A 20,734-nucleotide genomic window follows, 5' to 3' on the forward strand; every position below is an offset into this window, starting at 1 on the left:
ATACCCCCTTTAACTATAATTTACAAATTTAAAGCTATCGTTGTTTTGCTAGATTTTGTAGAAATACCTATAAACTTCATTGTTTCAAAGGTTGTTTGATGTCCTAAGTACTTTTGAATAATCGATATTGAAATACCTGATTGATAAGCATGATAGGCAAATGTTTTACGCAACGTCGTCAAACCAATATGTAACATTCCTAAATCTTCTGCAGCAAGATGAATAATGCGATAAGCTTGCTGTCGCGATAGACCTTTTAATGTCCTATTAGACTGAAATAACAACTCATCATTCTTCAATTGTTGTTCTGATATATATGTCATTAATTCATTTCTCAAAGTTTCTGGTAATCTAATCTGAATTTTAGGTGCATGCGTCTCTATCCAATAGTGTTTTATATCATCGTCCTCTATTTTCACATCACTTACATTTAAATTTAATAATGAGGAAAGCTTCACACCAGTATGTATAGCAAACTTAAACAACAGATAATCACGCATGGATTTGGCTTTTAAAACCTCATACATCGCTTTTATCTCATTAGTATTCCTAATAGGGTCTACTTGATTCATAAATTCACCTCTGAATTAATTAATGTTGCATATTTAATGATATATCATGTTTTTGTCACATGAAAGTATTTTGTCTAATTTTTTCAAATTTTTTTGACCCATTTGAAATTTAATAACGATATATATAGTGAAAGGAGGTTAAGCAAATGAACCAAATCAGTCACTTAGCCGTCACTATGTCACGAATAACATATGACAAAGATGGAAAAGCTACACAATTTAAACGTCACTTTGCAAATCTGAATACCCAAACAACAACTGATCAAATTAAAAGTTTCAAATCTATCATCGAACAAATCACTGGAGAAAAATTTGAAACAGTGGAAATCATTAAAACTGAAACAGTTAATTAAGGAGGTTAAATATTATGAGTCAAACTTTAGAACTTATATTCAATGATGCTGTTAACAAAGACATTAAATTACAATTACCCAAAATAGAGCACTTCATCAATGAAAGTACAGTAAAAGACGGAATGAACAAATTAGTTGCTCTAGATATCTTACGTCCTAAGGCGGGGATTCCTACTACAGTGCGTGCAGCACAAATCATAGATAAATCTACAAAATTAATTTTTGAAAGTTAAATCAATAAAATTTTAAACACATATATCATTTTTCTAGTGTATTTGTATAGTCACCGAAAGCTGAAGTAAACAAATTATATAAACAATCGTAGCAGCCTGATGCACTTAAGCATTAGGCTGCTACCTTGTTTTAAATAAAAAAAGTGACAAAACAACGAATCAAATTGCATTCGCTTTTTATCACATATACGATATTATTTATGATATTTTTTGTTTCTAATCGGTCTTAATCTAACTGTATCACCGAAAAAAATCTTACTTTTTCCTAATTTTTTACACATTGCATATTGTCCAAAAACTTCTGTCACTTGAGCAAGATTTTTATATGATTTCCTAGGATTTAATACTTCAATAAATTGTTCTTTTTGAATTCCTTCATTACTTCCTGCACCTATAAAAAAAGTTTCTTCATCTAATAAGCGTACGATTGAAAGTTGTTTCAATGTAAATTGTCACCACTTCTATATATTTTTAAACCACCAAAAATTCATCTTACTAATTTTTATAGGTCTTGATTTTCAATTTAAATCTAATAATTTCCCTTTAATTATAACATCAACATAAGTATTTTATTATATTTCATTAGTTGTGTACATTATTTTATACTTTCCTCTTTTATAAATAGAAACGAGCATAGGAAAATCCACTCCTTTCCTATATAATATAATTATCTCTGAAGAAAGCGTGATTTAATGATTTTTTTATATTTAGTAGGAATTGTTGCTGGGATGGTTGTTCCTTTTCAAACTTCGATAAATTCAAGATTAAGTCTTTATACGAAGTCTTCATTCTATGCATCTACAATTTCTTTTGCTACTGGAACTACCTTTTTAATCTTAATCAATTTAATTACCAATCCACATGTTTTTACTACTGATTTCTATAGTAATCAATCATTGAGTTACCTATGGTTTGTCGGCGGTATATTAGGTGTTATTTTTCTTACGGGGAATTTATTATTACTGCCGAGATTAGGTGCATCTTTAACCGTCGTAATGACAGTTGCTGGCCAAATTATTATGGGCGTTACAATTGATACTTTTGGTTGGTTTGGCGCGGATGTAGAGCCTTTTACTATGTTTAAAGTATTGGGTATTCTCTTTTTAATGCTTGGCATTATACTTATGAATTATGTACGTAGCAATCCCAAAGATAAAAACATGAATGCTCAGGTATATATTTGGTTGATCATCGGTTTTGTATTCGGCTTTTGTCCACCAATACAAACTGCGATTAATAGCGCATTAGGACAACAGTTACATTCATCAATTTTAGCGTCTTTAATTTCATTTACGATTGGTACCATAGCATTATTCATTCTAACTTTAATCTTCAATAGAACACTTAAGATGAAGGCTTATGATCAGCAAAAAGGCAAATTAAAACCAATTTATTTCATTGGTGGCATACTTGGAGTGATTTTTGTCACTACAAATATTATATTGATGCCACACCTAGGTGCTGCTTTAACTACAATTATTGTGATGTTAGGTCAGATGTTAATGGGCATAATTATTGATCACTTTGGATTATTAGGTACTTATGTTAATAAAATTACGAAGCGAAAAATCGTTGGTATCGTCGCTATGATGATTGGCATCGTACTTTTAAGATTGTTTTAAGTAATGATAGCCTAGAATGTAAAATACAATTTAAATTTATTCAAAAAAATTATGTCCTCCTACCTCACTAATAATAACAGTCCTGGGGTTTGTTTTAATGATAAGAAGCTAAGACAATTAATATGTCTTAGCTTCTTTTTTTCTGTGGCACAGTAGTTATAAAAGCAGTATAATCAGTACAATAATACATCTAGAGGTGACAAATTTTGAAACGTATCTTTATCATATTAACCACGTTACTAACCCTTTTTAGCACAATCGCCCTATCCTTATGGTTTTATTTAAAAACACATAGTAATAACTTTGAAGAGCACATCGAAACAGTTAAAATTTCTTATAAAAAATCACCATTCTTTATAGGAAGACAAGAGCCTTCTCAGTTAGTATCGATCAATTATGATGCTTCTCAAGGTGCTATCCACGACTGGTTCGTACAAACCGAAACAAAAGTAACACAAAACCAACCACTTTTTGAGTATTATAATCCTCACATTGAACAACGCATCGCTCAAAAACAAAAGTTATTAGCTCAACTTATTAAAACTAATAAATCTACTTCAGCTGAACTTATTAACTTAAAAACTGAAATTTCCCACTTACAATCTAAACTACGTACTACAATTTTCTCACCCATTTCCGGTACCGTCATCATAAACCCCTCGCATATGCTTTCACAAAACCTACCCTTAATCCAAATCTATGATCCTAAGCCTGTCATAAGAGCAGAGATATCTGAGAAAGAAAAAAACGACTTACATATCAAGGACAAAGTAAAGATAAGTAGTGATATTACAAATAATAGTTTTGGTAAGATTACGCATATATCTAAACTTCCAATCAATCAAACAAATTTATCTAAACCATCTAAATATTTGCTTGAAATTTCACCAAACTCTGATCACATTTTTGGTGAACATGTAAAAATCGAAAAACCAACTACTCTGATAGAAATACCACGTACTGCAATAGATAATGGACAATTTGTTTATTTACTAAGAAATAAAAAATTTATTAAAAAGGTTATTAAATCAGAAAAATCGGGTAATAAAAAAACTATGCTTATCATTGAAGGTTTAAAACCTGGAGATATCATAGCTAGAAATGTTGACACTGTGCGGTCCAAAAATTAGATGTGCACAGTATAAATACAATAAATCTTTAAAATATAATTTGTTTTTTACAGTTTTTATCAAATAGTGGTAAATTGTAAATTTAGAGCAATTATTATAATTAAATGATTGGTGTTTAAATAATTGAATTAATAAATTTAAACATTACCATACCGTTTAATCAGTTTTATGTTTACTTGCTATTTTAATTTAGTTATAATAAACTAAATAATGCTAGTTTTAATATATTTTACCCAAATATATCAGAGCTGTAAATTATGATAAAAACTTTGTATTCAACTTTGAATTAAGACAAATTATTATACAAAAACATTTTTAATATGTATATTAGATTGGGCATATAAATTAGGGAGGAATTAAAAATGGCTATCACCAAAATAAATGACTGTTTTGAACTATTAGCAATGGTAACGTACGCTGATAAATTAAAAAGTATTATCAAAAAAGAGTTTTCAGTAAGTTTCGAAGAATTCGCTGTATTAACATATATTAGTGAACATGAAAGCGAAGAATATTATCTAAAAGATATTATCAATCATTTAAATTATAAACAACCGCAAGTTGTTAAAGCGGTTAAAAACTTATCTCAAGAAGATTATTTTGATAAAAAGCGTAATGAACATGATGAAAGAACAGTTTTAATATTAGTTGATTCTAAACAACGTAAAAAAATCAATGAATTATTATCACGTGTTAACAAGCGTATTCAAGAAGCAAATGATGAAAAAGAAGTATAACTAACTTTAGCTTCCCACATAAAATATCTATCAACATAAAAAACCACTTCGCCGAATTAATTTGGTGAAGTGGTTTTATATATATACCGAAAAAATTTTAATGTTTTATCTTACCTCGCTTTTGCATCTTTTATGTTTTTGAATGTATTCGTTCTTTTCATACTTAACACTTAGCATTTGAAATCAAAAATAAACATCACATATTTTAACAATTTTATCCTTCTGAGTATTCATTTGTTTTTATAAACGCTAAAAAAACGTCTAAAAAGTGGTTTGGTTCTTCAATATGAGGTGCGTGTCCTGATTGGTTAAAATCAACTATTTCTAAATTATGAAATACCTGATTGTATTCGCGCTTCATTTCTTTAGTAATTAATGGATCATAATTACCATTTACAATTAGTGTAGGAATGCTAGTTTGTTCAAGTACAATGTTTTGATTATATACAGGAAATTCCATTAATGCTCTTGTAGCTATCGCACTTTCTTCAGCTGATTGTCTATTATAAATCAACTGTGATTGAAACCATTTTTTAGCTTTTTCTTGGTCTTTATACATATAAGGTAATAATAAAATCAGAGATTCAGATTTATCAAATCCTTCTATTTCGTCGTCATGTTCAATCATTAATTTGTTTAACTCCAATACACTATCAATAAGATTACATGCGATTAAAGTTAATGACTCAACCATATATTCATATTTATCAACAAAATGTTTAGCAATAAGTCCGCCCATATCATGACCAATTAAATGCGCTTTTTCAATATTTAACTTTTTCATTAATAATTTCAAATCTTCTACGTGGTCTTTTAAATGATACGCATTAGGTTTTGAGGACTTACCATGTCCTCTAACGTCATAAGTAATGACATCATAATTATGTTTTAATTCATCTTTTAATCTACATAGGGAAGCTAGATTGCCATCTAAACCATGAATTAAAATTATAGGAAAGCCTAGACCCTCACGGATGTATGCCAATTTAGTGTTACAACTAATTTCTACTTTTTCCATTGTGGGCCACCTCCTTATATGGTTTATATACCCTCGATTTATGATGCATATGCTCAATTTTAAATATTTAACTGCAACATTTCTTTTTACTATGACCTTATAGTATTGGGCTTTAAAGATAAAAATACCCAACCTACACTTAATGTTTTTGCACATTAAATGTAAGTTGAGTATATGCAACTTATTGTGTTACAACACCACCAAGTAATTAAGAAACTTTAATTTCTTGAAGATATTCTAATTGTGTAATAAATTATGACAATTAATAATAATACCCAAATAACAATAGATGCAATTTGTGTAATCACTGGATTGCTAACCATCGCATCGATTGTTTTTTGGCAAAATAATAAGCCAATTCCGGTAAATTCTAATCTTTTAAAGTAGACACCTGAAATACTAAATATAATACCTACAAAAAAGATAAATTGATGCGCATATAATGATACAGCAACGATACCTAAATTAAACCCAAAAGCGTGCGCAAATACCAAGATAAGCGCTGCTGCTGCAACACTGAGCCCTATCACTCTTTCAAATTTATTACTATAGAGATAATTTTTCCAATCAATCCTCAAATAAATGAAGATTGAAATAGGTAAAATAATTAAACAATAAAAAATGGATAAGCCCGTCGCTGCTTGGAACGGCACATACTGTTTATCATACAAGTAAGATAATAAAATAAAATTGATAATAAAAAATACAATTGGATTTAATTGTAATGTAAATAAATTGCGTTGAATCGTTAAAATTATTTCAGCTGGTGATTTCTTTCTGTATTCTATATAATCCAAATCTTGTGCTTCTGATTTCTTTAACTCTTTTTTCAATTTTCCTTTAATATCATCTATAAGATTGGGAGAAAGACCTTTATGAGTGAAATAATCATTGATATTTTCTATTAATACTTTGTCATTGACTCTCATGATAGGCTCCTTTTTGTTAAATAAGTATTTTATTTATTAATAAAATTAGACTTTCACTTATTGTAACAATAAAATAACCGACAAGTATATAGCTTTAAACTTGTCGGTTATTATTCATTTTAATAATTACAAGTGAAGATTATTTACCAATATCAATGCGATAAAGTTTAATATTTTTATCACTAGGTGATGGAGAACTAAATTGATAAGATACTTGATTGTCTTGAACATATCCAAAGTTGCCTGTTACTTTATTATAATGTTCCCGAGCAACTGCATCGCTGCTTACAGCATTTTTCACTTCTTTATATGATGGTCCATTTGTGTCGTTGTAACTCATTGATACACGTATGATCTTACCATTATTTTTCTTGCCATCTGCAGTTACCACAAGGACACCATTATCTTTTTTAAATTCATAATAATGTTCTGAGCCATCAGGTTTATATGAATAAACTGGTTTTTTATTATTTTTTAATACTGATTGAATAGAACTTCCTAATTTCGCACCTTCTAATGATTGATCACCATGTTGTAATTCATTAACACTTTGGATAGAGTTCCCTGATGCTGCTTCAACACTTCCTGCAGAAATACCAGAAAATGCCAAACCTGTAACTAAAACTGCTGCACATATTTTTTTCATAAGCACTCTCTCCTTTATATTTAACTTACCTTCATTGTGCTTATTCACATTGTACTATAAACATTACTAAAATAACAGTGATGTTACAAAATGATTACAAAACAATGTGATATTGTAATATCTCAAGAAATCTATCACTCCGTTAAAATTAAGATGCTACTTGAAGATGTTGTTCTATAAATCTGCTCACATCGTTGATAAATTTATCTCTTTCTTCTACAAACGGATATAATCCAGATTCTTCGAAAACTTCAAATTGGGTATTTCCGATATAATCCGCAACTTCTTTTGCTTCAAATGTTGTTGTTCTTTCTCCATGTTGTCCAACAATAATTAATGTAGGTAAATCTAATGATTTTAAATAATGCATAACATTATTATCAATAAATGATTGTTTTACCGCTTCAATTTCTGATTTCGTAGACAAACTGTTCGTATTTTCAACTTGTTTTAAGAATTTTTTTGCTTTTCTTTTAGAATAATACAATTGTTTATCAAGAAATTTTTGTTGTGTTTCATCATCCCAATTTCTAATTTTATCCGAATATTTTCTATATAAACGCTCTTCAGGCGTGATGTCATTCAATAGTGTAGGATTCACCATCGTTAATGATGACACTGTTTCCGGATATTGTGTTGCAAATAATGCAGCAATTGAACCACCTAATTCGTGAGCTATGATAGAACATTCATGAATGTATAGATAATCTAATAATTCTTTAATGTCTTTTGCATATGTTCTGAAATTGATTTCATTCGGTTTATCGGAATAGCCATGACCTCTTAAATCGATAAGTACTACCTGATAATCTTTATTAAATTTAGTTTCTAAATCATTAAACACTGTAAAGTTATCAAAAGCAGTATGAATCATGACAATTGCTTTACCTTCGCCACTCGTCTTGTAATTTAATGCGATACCATCACTTGTTGTAAATAGGTTCATCCTTTATCTCCCTTTCTTATTAATTGATAAAATGGAAAGTAGTTCTTCCGTAGTTTTAATCGTAAAATCTACTTCTTCTGGTAAAGGTGTTAAATCATTTTCATTATCTTCGTTAAACCAAATGCTTATCATACCCATTGCTCTTGCAGGTGCTACATCATTGAGTGGATCATCACCAACATAAATTGTTTCTTCAGGTTTAGTTCCTAATTGTGACAGCATATCTTCAAAAATTTTAGGGTGTGGTTTGCGGTAGCCTACAGTTTCAGATGTAGATAAGTAATTGATACTATCTTCAATGCCTAGTGCGTGCAGTCGGAATTGCTTGATTTTCGACTTACCATTTGCAATAACACCAGTCAAATAACCATTTTCAGTTAATTTTTCTAAAGTATACTGTGTATCATAATAAGGGAATACATATCTGTAAAAATGCATTTCAAAATCACTAAACAAATCTTTCCAAGTTAGGCGGTCTACGTGAAAATCTTTAATGAGCGCCTTATATAATTCGGGTTTGTCATGATCTTCATCATCATCTAATGCTATAAACTTACGTTTGAAGTCTTCCAATTGTATGCGTACAAAATAGTCATGAAATCTTTCAAACTGCTCTTCTATAAATTTTTCTCTAGATTTTTTTCTATCTAATAATGTTCCTTCTAAATCAAACACAATTGCTTTTACTTGAGTTAAATCCATAATCATAACCTCTTCAATCTTAGGTTTACCTTTTACTTAACCTTAATTAATAAATATCATTATATAGTATAAACTGTTTCAAGACGATAGGGATTTTTAAGTTTATTCTATGCTCCGTGGTTGAGTAATCATGAGGTAAAATAATACCGGTATGCCTAATAATGCTAAGATAATACTAGCTGGAATTTCAAAGGGGCTTAATAATGTACTCCCTAACCAATCTGACATTACCATTACTATACCACCAATCAACATATTTAGTACCATTTGTTGTCCAAGATCGAAATGTTGACCCTGACGACGTACAAGTTGAGGAATGATCATGCCTATAAAGCCAATTATTCCCACATATGCAACAATAACTGCGGTAATCAATGATGCAATCAATAACACGCCATATGTTAAAAGTTGTACATTTAAACCTAGAGATGTGCCTTTCAAATAGCCTAGCTGTAATATCTTAATTTTTGATATTACACTACATAAAATAATGATACCAATTAATAACGTAATGCCTATATAGATTACCTCGTTATACTCTGCAGATGAAAAACCGCCAAACATATAATTCACAATATTATTCATCTTCTGTTGATTAAAAATAATCAATACATAAAGAAATGCGTTAAACAGCGCACCTATCATAATTCCAGATAAGATGAGCGTTCTTATCGGATAACCTTTAGACATAGCAGTAGTGAGTGAAATCACTGTGATTAATGTTATAACACTAAAAATGACAGAAAAGACCGGTAACCATAAAAATGATAACCCTAATACGACCGCTATACCAGACCCAAAAGTTGCCCCACTTGCTAAGCCCAATGTAAAACTATCAGCTAAAGGATTATTTAATAATGTTTGAAACATATGACCTGCTAATGTTAAACCTATCCCAGCTAATAATGCTTGTAGTGTTCTAGGCACTCTAACTTGAAATAAAATGGATTGTGACAATGTTTCGTTAATATTTCCGATATTCCAAAGCATGCTTAGCAACATACTGATAGTGAGTATGACGATACAAATAATGAGTGCTTTATTATATTTCATGTCTTTGCCACGCTTTCAATAAAATCGTTCAGAAATTATGAATTATAAAAATAATTATCGTTCATTACTAAAATGGTATATATTTTTAAGATAAAAGTAAATATTGCATTACAAATTATTCATAAAAAAACGTCAATTCTATATAATTTCTATAGTAATTGACGTTGAATTGTTAGCCAAAAATATTTAGAACTTAGGCTAATCTATCTCTGTATTTTAACGTATTATTGTTCATAAATAGCTTCTTTCAATTTTTTCAACCCATCATCGATACGGGGACCTGGTCTTGATATTTCATCACCATTAACAGCTTTAACTTTATTATGCTGTACAGCTTTAATTTGACTAAAACCACCGCGTTTGCGAATCATTTTTTGATATTCAGACGATGAAATGCCCATTGTCGATATCATCAAATCTGGATTTTGCTTAATAATATCTTCTTTACTGACTTTTTGCCAACCGTTTAAATTAGAAAAACTATTTTCTGCTTTTAATTGTGTCAACATATCATCAAAAAATGTTTGTTTTCCTGCAGTGTATATTTCAGGTTCAGATGAAATTTCCATGAAAACTTTTTGCCCTTTTGCATCATCGGGCACTGAATTTTTTACACGTTCGATATTTTGTTTTGTTTCTTTAACAAGTTTTTTAGATGCTTTTTCTTTATGCGTAACCTTACCAATTTGCATAAATGATTCATACATTTCATCAATAGATTGTGCATCTTTCACATAAACCACTTTCACACCGTTATCTTTTAATCCTTTAAGTACTTTATCATTCGTCGCTTTTTGAGATTCATGTGCCAAGATTAAATCTGGTTTGGCTTTCATTAATGATTCCTTATTAAGTTTCATCGCATCAAATTGTTTTTTATCTTTCACTTCTTTAGGGTAATCATCTACGGTTGAAACACCTATCACATCATCACCCAAACCGAGTTCATATAATATTTCAGTATTACTTGGCATTAGAGAAATAATACGTTTATAAGTGTGACCTTCAGATTGACTATCATGCTTCTGGTCTGACTTAGTGCCACAAGCACTTAAGATTACTATAAAAACAAGCAACAGACATAACAATTTAGTTCTTTTTTTCATACCTTAATCTCCTAATAGTTGTTTTATTCTATATTACCAAACTCTTATCTCAATCGTTAAGTCTATTTTATGAAATTTATTTTTCAAAATAAGTATCTAAAAATGTATATTTCTTTTCATTTTTCCCATTAAAGTAATTTTTTCCAAAGTTATCTAATAATGCATGAAATTCGTTAGCATCTGTATTCGTAAAAGTTTCAGGCAGTTGAATATGCTGTTTCAATTTTTCATAACTTTCTGTATTTGCATAACCTAATTTTTTATAAATCCTTCTAGTATAACTATCTGGAATAAAAGCTACTTCTTCAAAAATATATACTAATAAAACATCTGCCGTTTCACTACCAATACCCTTAACCTCTAATAAAGCATTACGCAACTGATGTTGATAATATGATCTTACAGCTTGATAATCAAAATCAAAACATTCCAGCCAAGCAAGTATATTCAAAATCGTTCGAGCTTTATTTTTATAAAACCCACTAGATTTTATAATCGTTTGTAAAGATTCTAACTTCAAATTTAAAATCTGCTCAGGATCAAATTCAGTCTTCACTTTTAATTGTTCGAGCGCATAAGCTGCATTTCTCCAATTGGTATTTTGTACTAAAATCGCCCCTAATATCACTTCGATTTTCGACTCAGCAGGCCACCAATGTTGCGAACCCATATGTGAAAATAATATTTTATATAACGACTGAGTATCTAACATGTAAGCACTACCCTCCCATTGGTCACAATGAAATAACAAATATCAAAAAAGAGCAAGTAAGATTTGGTGATAGTACTGATGAAATCACATCAAACTATGATTAACAAACCTAAACTTGCTCCTAAATAAACGTTTACTTTAATTAAATAATGATTACATCGACTCTGGCGCTGTTACGCCAACAAGGTTCAATGCATTATGTAGCGTAATTCTCACTGCATCAATTAATGCAATTAACGCTTTTGTTTTTTCTAAATCATCTGTTAAGACTTTTTCATCGTTGTAAAATTTATGGAAATGCGCCGCCAAATCTTGAATATAGTTTGTCATTCTATGTGGTGCTCTGTGTGCTGCAGCATTTTCAATCGTTGATTCAAATTCTGCAATTTTTTTCATGAGTTCAATCGCTTTGCCGTTTGTGATAAACGAATAATCTGCATCAGTTGAAGGTTCAACACCTTTTTCTTTAGCTTGTTTTAATATTGAACAAATACGTGCGTGTGCATATTGCGCATAATATACCGGATTATCTTGCGATTCTTGTTTTGCTAATTCCATGTCAAAATCAAAATGGGTATCAGGACTACGCATCGTTAAGAAATAACGCGCAGCATCCACGCCTACTTCATCCATGATTTCACGTAAAGTAATTGCATTTCCGGTACGTTTACTCATTTTTACTTCTTGGCCATCTTGCATTAAACGGACCATTTGCATAATTTGAATTTCAAGGCGTTCACTATCAACACCAAATGTTGCCATCGATGCTTTCAAACGCTGTATATAACCATGATGATCTGCACCAAATAAGTTTATTAATATATCATTACCACGTTCAATTTTATCAAAATGGTAAGCAATATCTGGTAAAAAGTAAGTATAATTGCCATCTTTTTTAATTAATACGCGGTCTTTATCGTCTGAGAAATCAGTGGTACGTAACCATGTTGCACCGTCTTCTTCATAAGTATAACCAAGTTCAGTCATTTTATTAAGTACTTGTTTGATTTCACCTGATTCATAAAGTGTTGTTTCGCTAAACCAACTATCATAGTGTGTATTAAAATCATCTAAGTCTTTTCTTAGTTTTTGCATTTCGTAATCAACACCAAGTTGTCTAAATGTTTTAATACGTTCTTCTTCGTCTAAATCTTTTATCTCAGGTTGTTTCTCTGCCAAATCTTTACCAATATTAATGATGTCTTTTCCATGATAACCGCCCTCTGGCATTTCAAAAGAATTATCACCAAGCGCTTCAAAATAACGCGCCTCTATTGAACGTGCTAAATTAGTAATTTGATTACCCGCATCATTAATATAATATTCTCTTGTTACATTATAACCAGCTGCTTCTAATATATTAGCCAACGTGTCGCCAACTGCCGCATTACGCGCATGGCCTATATGTAAATCCCCCGTAGGATTAGCAGATACATATTCTAATAAAATGTTTTCACCATTTTTTTCTGCTTTATGGCCAAATTGATTGCCTTTATTTATTGCTTCAGTAATAATCGCAGTCAAATAAGCACTATCTAAATAAAAATTGATAAAACCAGGCCCTGCAATATCAACTTTTTCAACTTGTGCAGCCGTTGTATCCAAATTATCAACAATTGCTGTTGCGATTTCGCGTGGATTACGTTTCGCTATTTTTGTTAAAACCATTGCTATATTTGTTGAATAATCACCATTTTTATTATCTTTTGGTATTTCAATTTTAATTTCAGGCATTTCGTTCATATCAGCAAGTTGTGCTTGTTGAATACTTTTCTTAATTTCTTCAACTAACGTTTGCTTGACTTGTTCGATTATGTTCATTTACGGCATCTCCTTGTAAGTAATTTCATATTGATAAGACCCCATCTTCTCTTCATCTTGAATTAAATCATAATGCACTTTCAATTTTCCACCGTTATCATTTACAAAATGTAAAATAGAATGTGTATAAACGGTAAGCGGTATGCGCCCGCCACTAATTTCATACAAAGTAATCGTATCCTCGCCCTCTACAAAATGAAGGTTTAACTTAATGTCACCATTGCGGATAATCTTTACTCCTGAAGTTTCAATTTTTACCGTCACGTTAACTGTTGCTCCGTCTATCTCTTCTTGATAACGAATAAAATCAGCTTTACGCTTTTGCCAAGATCCTGTAGTAGACAATGAGAATTTTTCTTTGTTATCGAATTGCTTAACAACTTGTTTCGTTTGGATTTCAACATTGTTTTCCAATGTAAGTTTCACCCTAATCTTTAAAATAATACAAACCATTATAGCATACTTGAAATATGCAAAACAGTTGCTAAAATTAATTTAAATACATTATCTATATTTTTATAGTTAATATTACAACACATTCACTTTATTCTAAAATCACACATAATAAAAGAGTAGAAAACAAAATCAAAATTTCAATTTGATTTCGTATTTCTACTCTTTTCAATTCACACAAATATCAAACCGTGTATTATAAGACCATTAAAACACCTTAAATCCACTTCATATCGTATAATCATTAAAAACTAAATGTTGTTACTCCGTCTCCAAAGATTCGCGTAATGAAGCGTCAGAGTTATTCCACATATCTATATCATGTGATTTAAGAAACGCTGCTAATATTTTTTTATTGTGGTCGCCAATTTGGTCAATTTCAATATAATGTTTCATTGATTTATCCATCATATTCACATGTTCTGGCATGCTTTTGTAACCTCTGCGAATACTTCTATTTACTAATAAATAGCAAGCTGTCAATCCAGCATAAAACGGTCCATTTTCGCCACGTTCTGTCGTAACCCAACACAACCAATATTCTTTTGCTTCTTCACCTTCAACGGTCGCTTTATCTTTAATCCATTTGACACCTTTTTCAACACTGGAACGTGCATGCATACCTGCAATATCAATAAATGCCTCTTCATTTGCAACATCGATAAACACAGGAGCTACGTTATCTAAACTTATAGAGCCAATATTGGTACCTTTGTGCCCATCCAGTGGATCATTTTTAATAATATTAAATTTAAATCCATTATTTTCAGCCATCAGTGTCCACCTCCATATTAAAACAAGTAGTTATGTAATCGTTATTTCTCATCATACATAAGTTGTCTATATTAAAATTTTGCCATATTTAACAATACGATAAAAGTAATCAATTTTTAATTGTTTAATTCAATTCATCTAATATACTATTAATAGCATTTCTAACTTGGTCATCTTCTATATCAGAAATAAATTCTTTTGGATAATATAATTTATAATCTTGTCTATTAATGCCTGTAATACTATGAATAACTAAGGATTGACTACTGATTTCTCTTATTTTACCATTACGTCTCAACAAATGAATCGGCTGTCTGTCTGATCCTGGACGATCATAATCATAAGGCAAGTCTGAAAATGATTCGCTTACAAAGTAATAATTCGGATCTATACCTGCTTGTATAAACAAATCGGTTAATTCTGTAATTGTAATGATAGAACCATCAAATGGCATATATTTAAACAAATCACGATTAATAAATCTGCGTGACAAATCACTCAATATAGCATCATCTTCATTAATCCATGCTTTTAAGTAATAAACTACAACCGCTTCATCTAAATCTACATATTGTTCAATCGTCATAGACTCTTCAAAGAAAGGAATAAAATCAGCAGGATATTTTTTAAATGTGTAGCCTTCATTATAAAGTTGCTTTGCTCGTTTCAAACAATTGTTAAGCAACACTTCTCCACCCCGACTAACTGGATGGAAGTATACTTGCCAATACATTTGATAACGGCTCATAATGAAGTTTTCTACTGCATGCATACCACTTTCCTTAATAAGCACTTCATCTTTTGAAGGTCTCATTAATCTCAAAATACGTTCCATGTCAAATTGTCCATAACTAACACCTGTAAAATAAGCATCACGTTGCAAATAATCCATTCTATCAGCATCTATTTGTGAAGAAATCATAGATATGACCAATTTATTTTCATGTGTTTTATTAATAACATCAGCTACTTGTTGCGGGAAATCTTCAGAAACACGTCGTAATACACTGTTTACTTCTGTCGGACCAGTAATGATTTTTTGCGTAAATTGCTCATGATCTGTATTAAAAATCTTCTCAAAGCTATGTGAAAATGGTCCATGACCTAAATCGTGTAATAATGCAGCACATAATGCAAGTGGACGATCATCATTATTCCATGCTTCACGACCGTCAAACGAATCATCAATTAATCTTCGAACAATCTCATATACACCTAAAGAATGTCCGAATCTACTGTGTTCAGCGGTATGAAATGATAAGTATAATGTACCCAATTGCTTTATACGTCGTAAACGCTGAAATTCCTTCGTTTTAATCAAGTCCCAAATCACTTGGTCTCTTACATGAATATACCTATGAATGGGGTCTTTAAATACTTTTTCTTCAGGTAACTTTTGTGTAGCATAAGTTGTAAAAGTCAATGTCGTCCTCCTATTCATACCTTGTTAATGTGCAATTATTTTAAAGTTTTTCGCATCAATGCCAAATCCATTTCTTCCCCATACATCACATGCATATATGAACGCACACGTTCAAACCCTTTTTGTTCATAAAAAGATACAGCTTCATCATTCTTATTATCAACTTCTAAAAATACTTCATTATATTCATCTTGGAAATACGCCAAGCCTTCTTTCAGTAAATCAGAACCATACCCATGATGTTGCCATGAGGGTCTCACATAATGGGCTGATAAGAATAATTCAGTGCCATATATAAAATTAGCGAAACCAATAATCTGATCATCTTCTTCAATGACTAAGAATAATTGTTCTTCTAATCTTTTAAGTAAATGTTGTTCATTATATGAAGCAGCTAATAATTCATTTACAGTTTTAGCTGCATAGATATTTAAATAAGTATTATACCAAGCTTTTGTTGCTACATCTCTGATGCCTACAACATCCTCTGGCGCTGCTTTTCTAACTTTGTGCATGTTGGTTCCCCCTATTTATAGTAGGTAATAATACTCTTATTATAACATAATTTTAGTGTTCCAAATACTTAATCTATTCAAATGAAAATAGCTTGGACAATAGATAACAATTGCCCAAACTATCTCTAAACATTATTTAATGTATCTTGCCATTCTTGTGCGCGGTTTAATGCGTATGAGTCTTTATCAATATCTCCTGGTTTTTCAGCAGTTCCAATTATATAACCAGATAGCGTAGCACCTAAAAATTCTAAGCTATATTTCATTTGGGTGATACATGGTTTGGCTTTTACTTTTGGAAAATCTCCACCGACAATAATGAGTCGAAAATCTTTCTCAGCCATTTTCGCTTTGAAATCTTTATAATTAGGATCCATTAAAGTTTCAGACCAATGATCAATGAAAGCTTTCAAAGAAGCAGATAAACTATACCAATAAACAGGTGATGCAAAGATAATTGTATCACTGGCTAACACTTGGTCTATAATTTTTTTATAATCATCTTCATAAGCATCTATTGTTGTCCCATCATGCCTTACATCTCTCACTGGATTCAATTGATACTGTGTTAAGTCAAACCATTTGTAGTCGTGTCCTGATAAAGCCATTTTAGTCAATCGAGCAGTATTCCCTTCCGGACGACTGCCCCCGAACAAAACTGTAATCATAATAATCTCCTTTTAATCCTTTTCATATATTAAAATATTTCATTAGAGACATCTTAATAATCTTACACAAAAGTTCATAAATATAACATGCGTTTACAATATTATATTATAGCATTAAATGATTTGCAGGAAAATTTATAAATTTATATATTTCAATTTAAATTTTAAAACTTTATAAAATGGGAGTAGGATAGCAATCTAATTTTCTTAAAAAGATTTCGTCATCCCACTCCCGACAAGGATGACTAGAATTGAAAACGCATAAAGGCATTACCTGAACTAGCTCATGCATAAGTCCCACTAACACAATAAATTGTGAAGTGATTCAAGGGTTACCTGAGCTAGCTCATGCATAAGTCCCACTAACACAATAAATTGTGAAGTGATTTAAGGATTACCTGAGCTAGCTCATGCATAAGTCCCACTAACACAATAAATTGTGAAGTGATTTAAGGATTACTTGAGCTAGCTCATGCATAAGTCCCACTAACCCAATAAATTGTGAAGTGATTCAAGGATTACCTGAGCTAGCTCATGCATAAGTCCCACTAACCCAATAAATTGTGAAGTGGGACTAAAATTTTCAATTAAGTCATCTACTGACAATTTGAAACAGTCTGGACATCATTGATTCGTCCTAGACACATTGTATTATTTTCTAGGAAATAATTCGTTTATTTTTTCAATTTCTTCTTTAGTTAAATTAACCTCTAACGTCGTTAAATTATCCACGACTTGATGTGGTTGTTTTGCACCAGGTATCACGACATCCAATGAAGGCTGGGTTAAATAGAATGCAAGTACAATATGTGCAACATCTACATTATGATTATCTGCAATATCTCTTAACTCATCAATTTTCGCTAAATTTTCTTTGAATTTTTCCCCTTGAAATTCTGGATTCTTAGCACGAATATCATCAAATTGTGTATTTTCAGTATACTTACCGGCTAAAAGACCTGATACTAAAGGAAAATATGGAATAAATGTAATTTGATTTTCTTTTGTATATTCAAACACATCTTCATTTTCACGATTTAGCAAATTATATTCCATTTGTACAACATCAACATAGCCATCTTTATTCGCTTCTTTTAGTTGATCTAATGTAAAGTTAGAAACGCCGATAGCTTTAATCTTGCCTTCATCTTTTAAATCTTTTAATGCGGCAACTGCTTGATCTTTAGGCGTAGTGTCGTCTGGAAAATGAATATAATACAAATCAATATAATCTACTTGAAGACGTTTTAAACTTTTTTCTACCTGATCTTTAAGAAATTCTGGGTCATTAGACATTTTCACATTACCATCTTCATCAAAATAATGTGCACCCTTTGTGGCAATAGCAAACTCGTCTCTAGCAAATTCTTTAACCGCTTCTCCAACCAATTCTTCAGAACGTTCTGGACCGTAGATATATGCTGTATCTAACAATGTAATACCATTTCTCACTGCAGTACGAACTGTTTCTTTACCTTTTTCTTCATCTAAATCATTATAAAAATTATGTCCACCAACAGCGTTTGTACCTAAAGCAATCGGTGATACTGTTACATTTGATTTTCCTAATTGAACTTTTTCCGTCAAAACAATCCAACTCCTTATATTTTAATTTTGAAATATTTATAGAATCTCTGGCTCAAAGTGTTTTTGTATACATTTGTTTGAAAGAGAGTAAGACCGTACAATCAACAAACGTATGAACTGCTGAATACTATAATATATCTCTACCCTTTTTCATTCAGTTTAATAACGTGGTTATCACATAGTATAAATGTACATAACCTAAATATTCAGATTCACTTCATAAGTCAGCGTGACGATTTATTGTGTTAACTAGTGACTCTAAATCATTTATCGTCTTGTAATTCAGTTATTTCAAATATCGCTAACATGACTCATTCTAAACATATATGATTTAACACGTCGTGGTGAAATAACTACATTAAGTTGTTGAATAACTTTTGAACCTCTACTCAAAATTTAGCATGTTTTCGATGAAACCTTGAAGTAAAATGCTTGAAAATTAAGTTGCAAAAATTTAAGCATTATTGAGATTGGACAGAAAGCTAATTTTATTAAAAAGATTTCATCGCTTCCCTAATAAGAATGATTACAATTGAAAAAAGCAGGATGCAATGTATGTACATCCTACTTTTGAATCATTGTTTATTTGATTGTTGTGATACATTTTTAAAGTGTCCATTTAATTAATGTAGACGCATATGACAATCCACCACCAAACCCAACTAATAACATGAGATCACCTTTTTTGAGTTGATGTGCTTGAACGGCTATGTCAATCGATAACGGTATCGTTGCCGATGACGTATTACCATAATATTTAAGACTCATTAACGCCTTATCTTTTGATAGATTTGCCTTTTCACATATTGATTCTATCATTCTGGCATTGGCACTGTGTGGTGCAAACCAATCTATATCTTCTTTTTTATAATTCGTATCACGCATTGTATCATCAATAATATTTGGGACATTGCCGACAGCCCATTTATATACCCCACGGCCATTTTGTACAATATGGCCAGGATTTTGTAAATCTTCGCCAAACATTGTATGAGAAAGTTCCGAACAATATAAATGATGTCCTTTGTCGCCATCCGAGCCAGCACTACTAGATATAAAGCTCGTTTCATCTTCACTGTATTCTACTAAAAATACTCCTGCACCATCTCCAAACAATATACACGTATTGCGGTCTGTGTAATCTGTAATTCGTGATAATGTTTCTGCGCCAATGACTAACACTTTTTTATTTTGGCCAGAAGTAATTAGACCATTAGCGATATTCAAGCCATAGGCAAAACCTGCACAAGCTGCATTAATATCAATAGCCCCTGCATTTTTTAATCCTAATTTCGCTTGCACATAAGATGCGACACTAGGTGTTTTATAGTCTGGTGTCAACGTAGCATTGATGATCATATCAACATCATTTAATTCCACTTGATATTTCTCTTGTAAATCCAACACTGCTTTATAACTGATATCACTCGTATATTCATCTTCAGCTACGATTCTTCTTTCAACAATCCCAGTTCTTTGTTGGATCCATGCATCAGAAGTATCAACAATCTTCTCGAAATCCTGATTATCCATTATTTTCTCTGGTACATAAGCACCTTGCGCAGTAATTTTTGCAAATGAATTCATATCATAACTCCTTTTATCAATCTGTAACCTTGAAATTTCAAAATCCTATTTTAATCATACTCATCTTACAACGAATGATAACACAATCAATCCAACACCTATATAAACTATAATAACTTCCAAAGTAAAATTAATATAAATAACATC

Annotated in this window: 23 protein-coding genes; 5 read left to right on the forward strand and 18 right to left on the reverse strand. The window is 31.0% G+C overall.

Annotated features, from left to right (window positions below; genetic code table 11):
- Positions 1-20: 20 nt before the first annotated feature.
- Complete coding sequence (locus FYJ81_RS08415) at positions 21-572, reverse strand: tyrosine-type recombinase/integrase (RefSeq protein ID WP_107386496.1); 552 nt, start codon at positions 570-572, stop codon at positions 21-23.
- A gap of 146 nt (positions 573-718) precedes the next feature.
- On the opposite strand from FYJ81_RS08415, the gene sroA reads away from it, so the two are divergent.
- The gene (gene sroA / locus FYJ81_RS08420) at positions 719-925 is read left to right on the forward strand and encodes a sigS mRNA-stabilizing protein SroA (RefSeq protein ID WP_154409558.1); all 207 of its coding nucleotides are present in this window, start codon (positions 719-721) and stop codon (positions 923-925) included.
- 14 nt (positions 926-939) lie between these two features.
- A complete protein-coding gene (locus FYJ81_RS08425; RefSeq protein WP_019468416.1) occupies positions 940-1,158 on the forward strand; it encodes a DUF2922 domain-containing protein in 219 nt (72 codons plus the stop codon).
- Between the two features lie 194 nt (positions 1,159-1,352).
- Here the strand turns inward: FYJ81_RS08425 and FYJ81_RS08430 are convergent, their stop codons facing one another.
- The gene (locus tag FYJ81_RS08430; RefSeq protein WP_107384662.1) at positions 1,353-1,601 is read right to left on the reverse strand and encodes a hypothetical protein; all 249 of its coding nucleotides are present in this window, start codon (positions 1,599-1,601) and stop codon (positions 1,353-1,355) included.
- 249 nt (positions 1,602-1,850) lie between these two features.
- Between FYJ81_RS08430 and FYJ81_RS08435 the strand changes: the two genes are divergently transcribed.
- The 3 genes from FYJ81_RS08435 to sarA all read left to right on the forward strand — a co-directional run bounded on the left by FYJ81_RS08435 (position 1,851) and on the right by sarA (position 4,647).
- Positions 1,851-2,780, forward strand: a complete 930-nt coding sequence (locus tag FYJ81_RS08435; RefSeq protein WP_107384661.1) for a DMT family transporter — start codon at positions 1,851-1,853, stop codon at positions 2,778-2,780.
- A gap of 206 nt (positions 2,781-2,986) precedes the next feature.
- On the forward strand, positions 2,987-3,910 hold the full coding sequence (locus FYJ81_RS08440) for an efflux RND transporter periplasmic adaptor subunit (protein ID WP_107384660.1): 924 nt from the start codon (positions 2,987-2,989) through the stop codon (positions 3,908-3,910).
- Between the two features lie 362 nt (positions 3,911-4,272).
- Positions 4,273-4,647, forward strand: a complete 375-nt coding sequence (gene sarA / locus FYJ81_RS08445; protein WP_019468421.1) for a global transcriptional regulator SarA — start codon at positions 4,273-4,275, stop codon at positions 4,645-4,647.
- 214 nt (positions 4,648-4,861) lie between these two features.
- Here sarA and FYJ81_RS08450 read toward each other — a convergent pair whose 3' ends face one another.
- The 16 genes from FYJ81_RS08450 to FYJ81_RS08525 all read right to left on the reverse strand — a co-directional run bounded on the left by FYJ81_RS08450 (position 4,862) and on the right by FYJ81_RS08525 (position 20,587).
- Positions 4,862-5,665, reverse strand: coding sequence for an alpha/beta fold hydrolase (locus FYJ81_RS08450; RefSeq protein WP_107383661.1), 804 nt, complete (start codon positions 5,663-5,665; stop codon positions 4,862-4,864).
- Between the two features lie 218 nt (positions 5,666-5,883).
- Positions 5,884-6,594, reverse strand: coding sequence for a hypothetical protein (locus tag FYJ81_RS08455; protein WP_019468423.1), 711 nt, complete (start codon positions 6,592-6,594; stop codon positions 5,884-5,886).
- A gap of 139 nt (positions 6,595-6,733) precedes the next feature.
- Positions 6,734-7,240: an SA0570 family protein gene (locus FYJ81_RS08460; RefSeq protein ID WP_107383660.1), complete on the reverse strand. Its 507-nt coding sequence runs from the start codon at positions 7,238-7,240 to the stop codon at positions 6,734-6,736.
- 148 nt (positions 7,241-7,388) lie between these two features.
- Positions 7,389-8,186: an alpha/beta fold hydrolase gene (locus FYJ81_RS08465; RefSeq protein WP_119517532.1), complete on the reverse strand. Its 798-nt coding sequence runs from the start codon at positions 8,184-8,186 to the stop codon at positions 7,389-7,391.
- A gap of 3 nt (positions 8,187-8,189) precedes the next feature.
- Positions 8,190-8,888, reverse strand: coding sequence for an HAD family hydrolase (locus FYJ81_RS08470; protein WP_107386216.1), 699 nt, complete (start codon positions 8,886-8,888; stop codon positions 8,190-8,192).
- A 102-nt stretch (positions 8,889-8,990) separates the two neighbouring features.
- A complete protein-coding gene (locus FYJ81_RS08475; protein ID WP_107383657.1) occupies positions 8,991-9,941 on the reverse strand; it encodes a FecCD family ABC transporter permease in 951 nt (316 codons plus the stop codon).
- Between the two features lie 224 nt (positions 9,942-10,165).
- Positions 10,166-11,047: an ABC transporter substrate-binding protein gene (locus FYJ81_RS08480; RefSeq protein ID WP_107383656.1), complete on the reverse strand. Its 882-nt coding sequence runs from the start codon at positions 11,045-11,047 to the stop codon at positions 10,166-10,168.
- A 76-nt stretch (positions 11,048-11,123) separates the two neighbouring features.
- Positions 11,124-11,759 carry an endonuclease III domain-containing protein gene (locus tag FYJ81_RS08485; RefSeq protein WP_107383655.1) on the reverse strand — a complete coding sequence of 212 codons (636 nt, stop codon included), beginning with the start codon at positions 11,757-11,759 and terminating at the stop codon, positions 11,124-11,126.
- Positions 11,760-11,912: 153 nt separating this feature from the next.
- Positions 11,913-13,580 carry an arginine--tRNA ligase gene (gene argS / locus FYJ81_RS08490; protein WP_107383654.1) on the reverse strand — a complete coding sequence of 556 codons (1,668 nt, stop codon included), beginning with the start codon at positions 13,578-13,580 and terminating at the stop codon, positions 11,913-11,915.
- Positions 13,581-13,994, reverse strand: a complete 414-nt coding sequence (locus FYJ81_RS08495; protein ID WP_019468431.1) for a DUF1934 domain-containing protein — start codon at positions 13,992-13,994, stop codon at positions 13,581-13,583.
- A 300-nt stretch (positions 13,995-14,294) separates the two neighbouring features.
- Complete coding sequence (locus tag FYJ81_RS08500; protein WP_107383653.1) at positions 14,295-14,807, reverse strand: YwhD family protein; 513 nt, start codon at positions 14,805-14,807, stop codon at positions 14,295-14,297.
- Between the two features lie 124 nt (positions 14,808-14,931).
- On the reverse strand, positions 14,932-16,248 hold the full coding sequence (locus FYJ81_RS08505) for an HD domain-containing protein (protein WP_181187665.1): 1,317 nt from the start codon (positions 16,246-16,248) through the stop codon (positions 14,932-14,934).
- A 17-nt stretch (positions 16,249-16,265) separates the two neighbouring features.
- Positions 16,266-16,745: a GNAT family N-acetyltransferase gene (locus FYJ81_RS08510; RefSeq protein ID WP_107383651.1), complete on the reverse strand. Its 480-nt coding sequence runs from the start codon at positions 16,743-16,745 to the stop codon at positions 16,266-16,268.
- Between the two features lie 125 nt (positions 16,746-16,870).
- Positions 16,871-17,413, reverse strand: coding sequence for a flavodoxin family protein (locus FYJ81_RS08515; RefSeq protein ID WP_107383650.1), 543 nt, complete (start codon positions 17,411-17,413; stop codon positions 16,871-16,873).
- 651 nt (positions 17,414-18,064) lie between these two features.
- Positions 18,065-19,000: an aldo/keto reductase gene (locus FYJ81_RS08520; protein ID WP_107383649.1), complete on the reverse strand. Its 936-nt coding sequence runs from the start codon at positions 18,998-19,000 to the stop codon at positions 18,065-18,067.
- A 606-nt stretch (positions 19,001-19,606) separates the two neighbouring features.
- On the reverse strand, positions 19,607-20,587 hold the full coding sequence (locus FYJ81_RS08525) for a ketoacyl-ACP synthase III (RefSeq protein ID WP_119517531.1): 981 nt from the start codon (positions 20,585-20,587) through the stop codon (positions 19,607-19,609).
- Positions 20,588-20,734 lie beyond the last annotated feature (147 nt).

The organism is Staphylococcus sp. McC-251-APC-3A2, from assembly GCF_009695665.1.
In the GTDB taxonomy this organism is placed as follows: domain Bacteria; phylum Bacillota; class Bacilli; order Staphylococcales; family Staphylococcaceae; genus Staphylococcus; species Staphylococcus cohnii.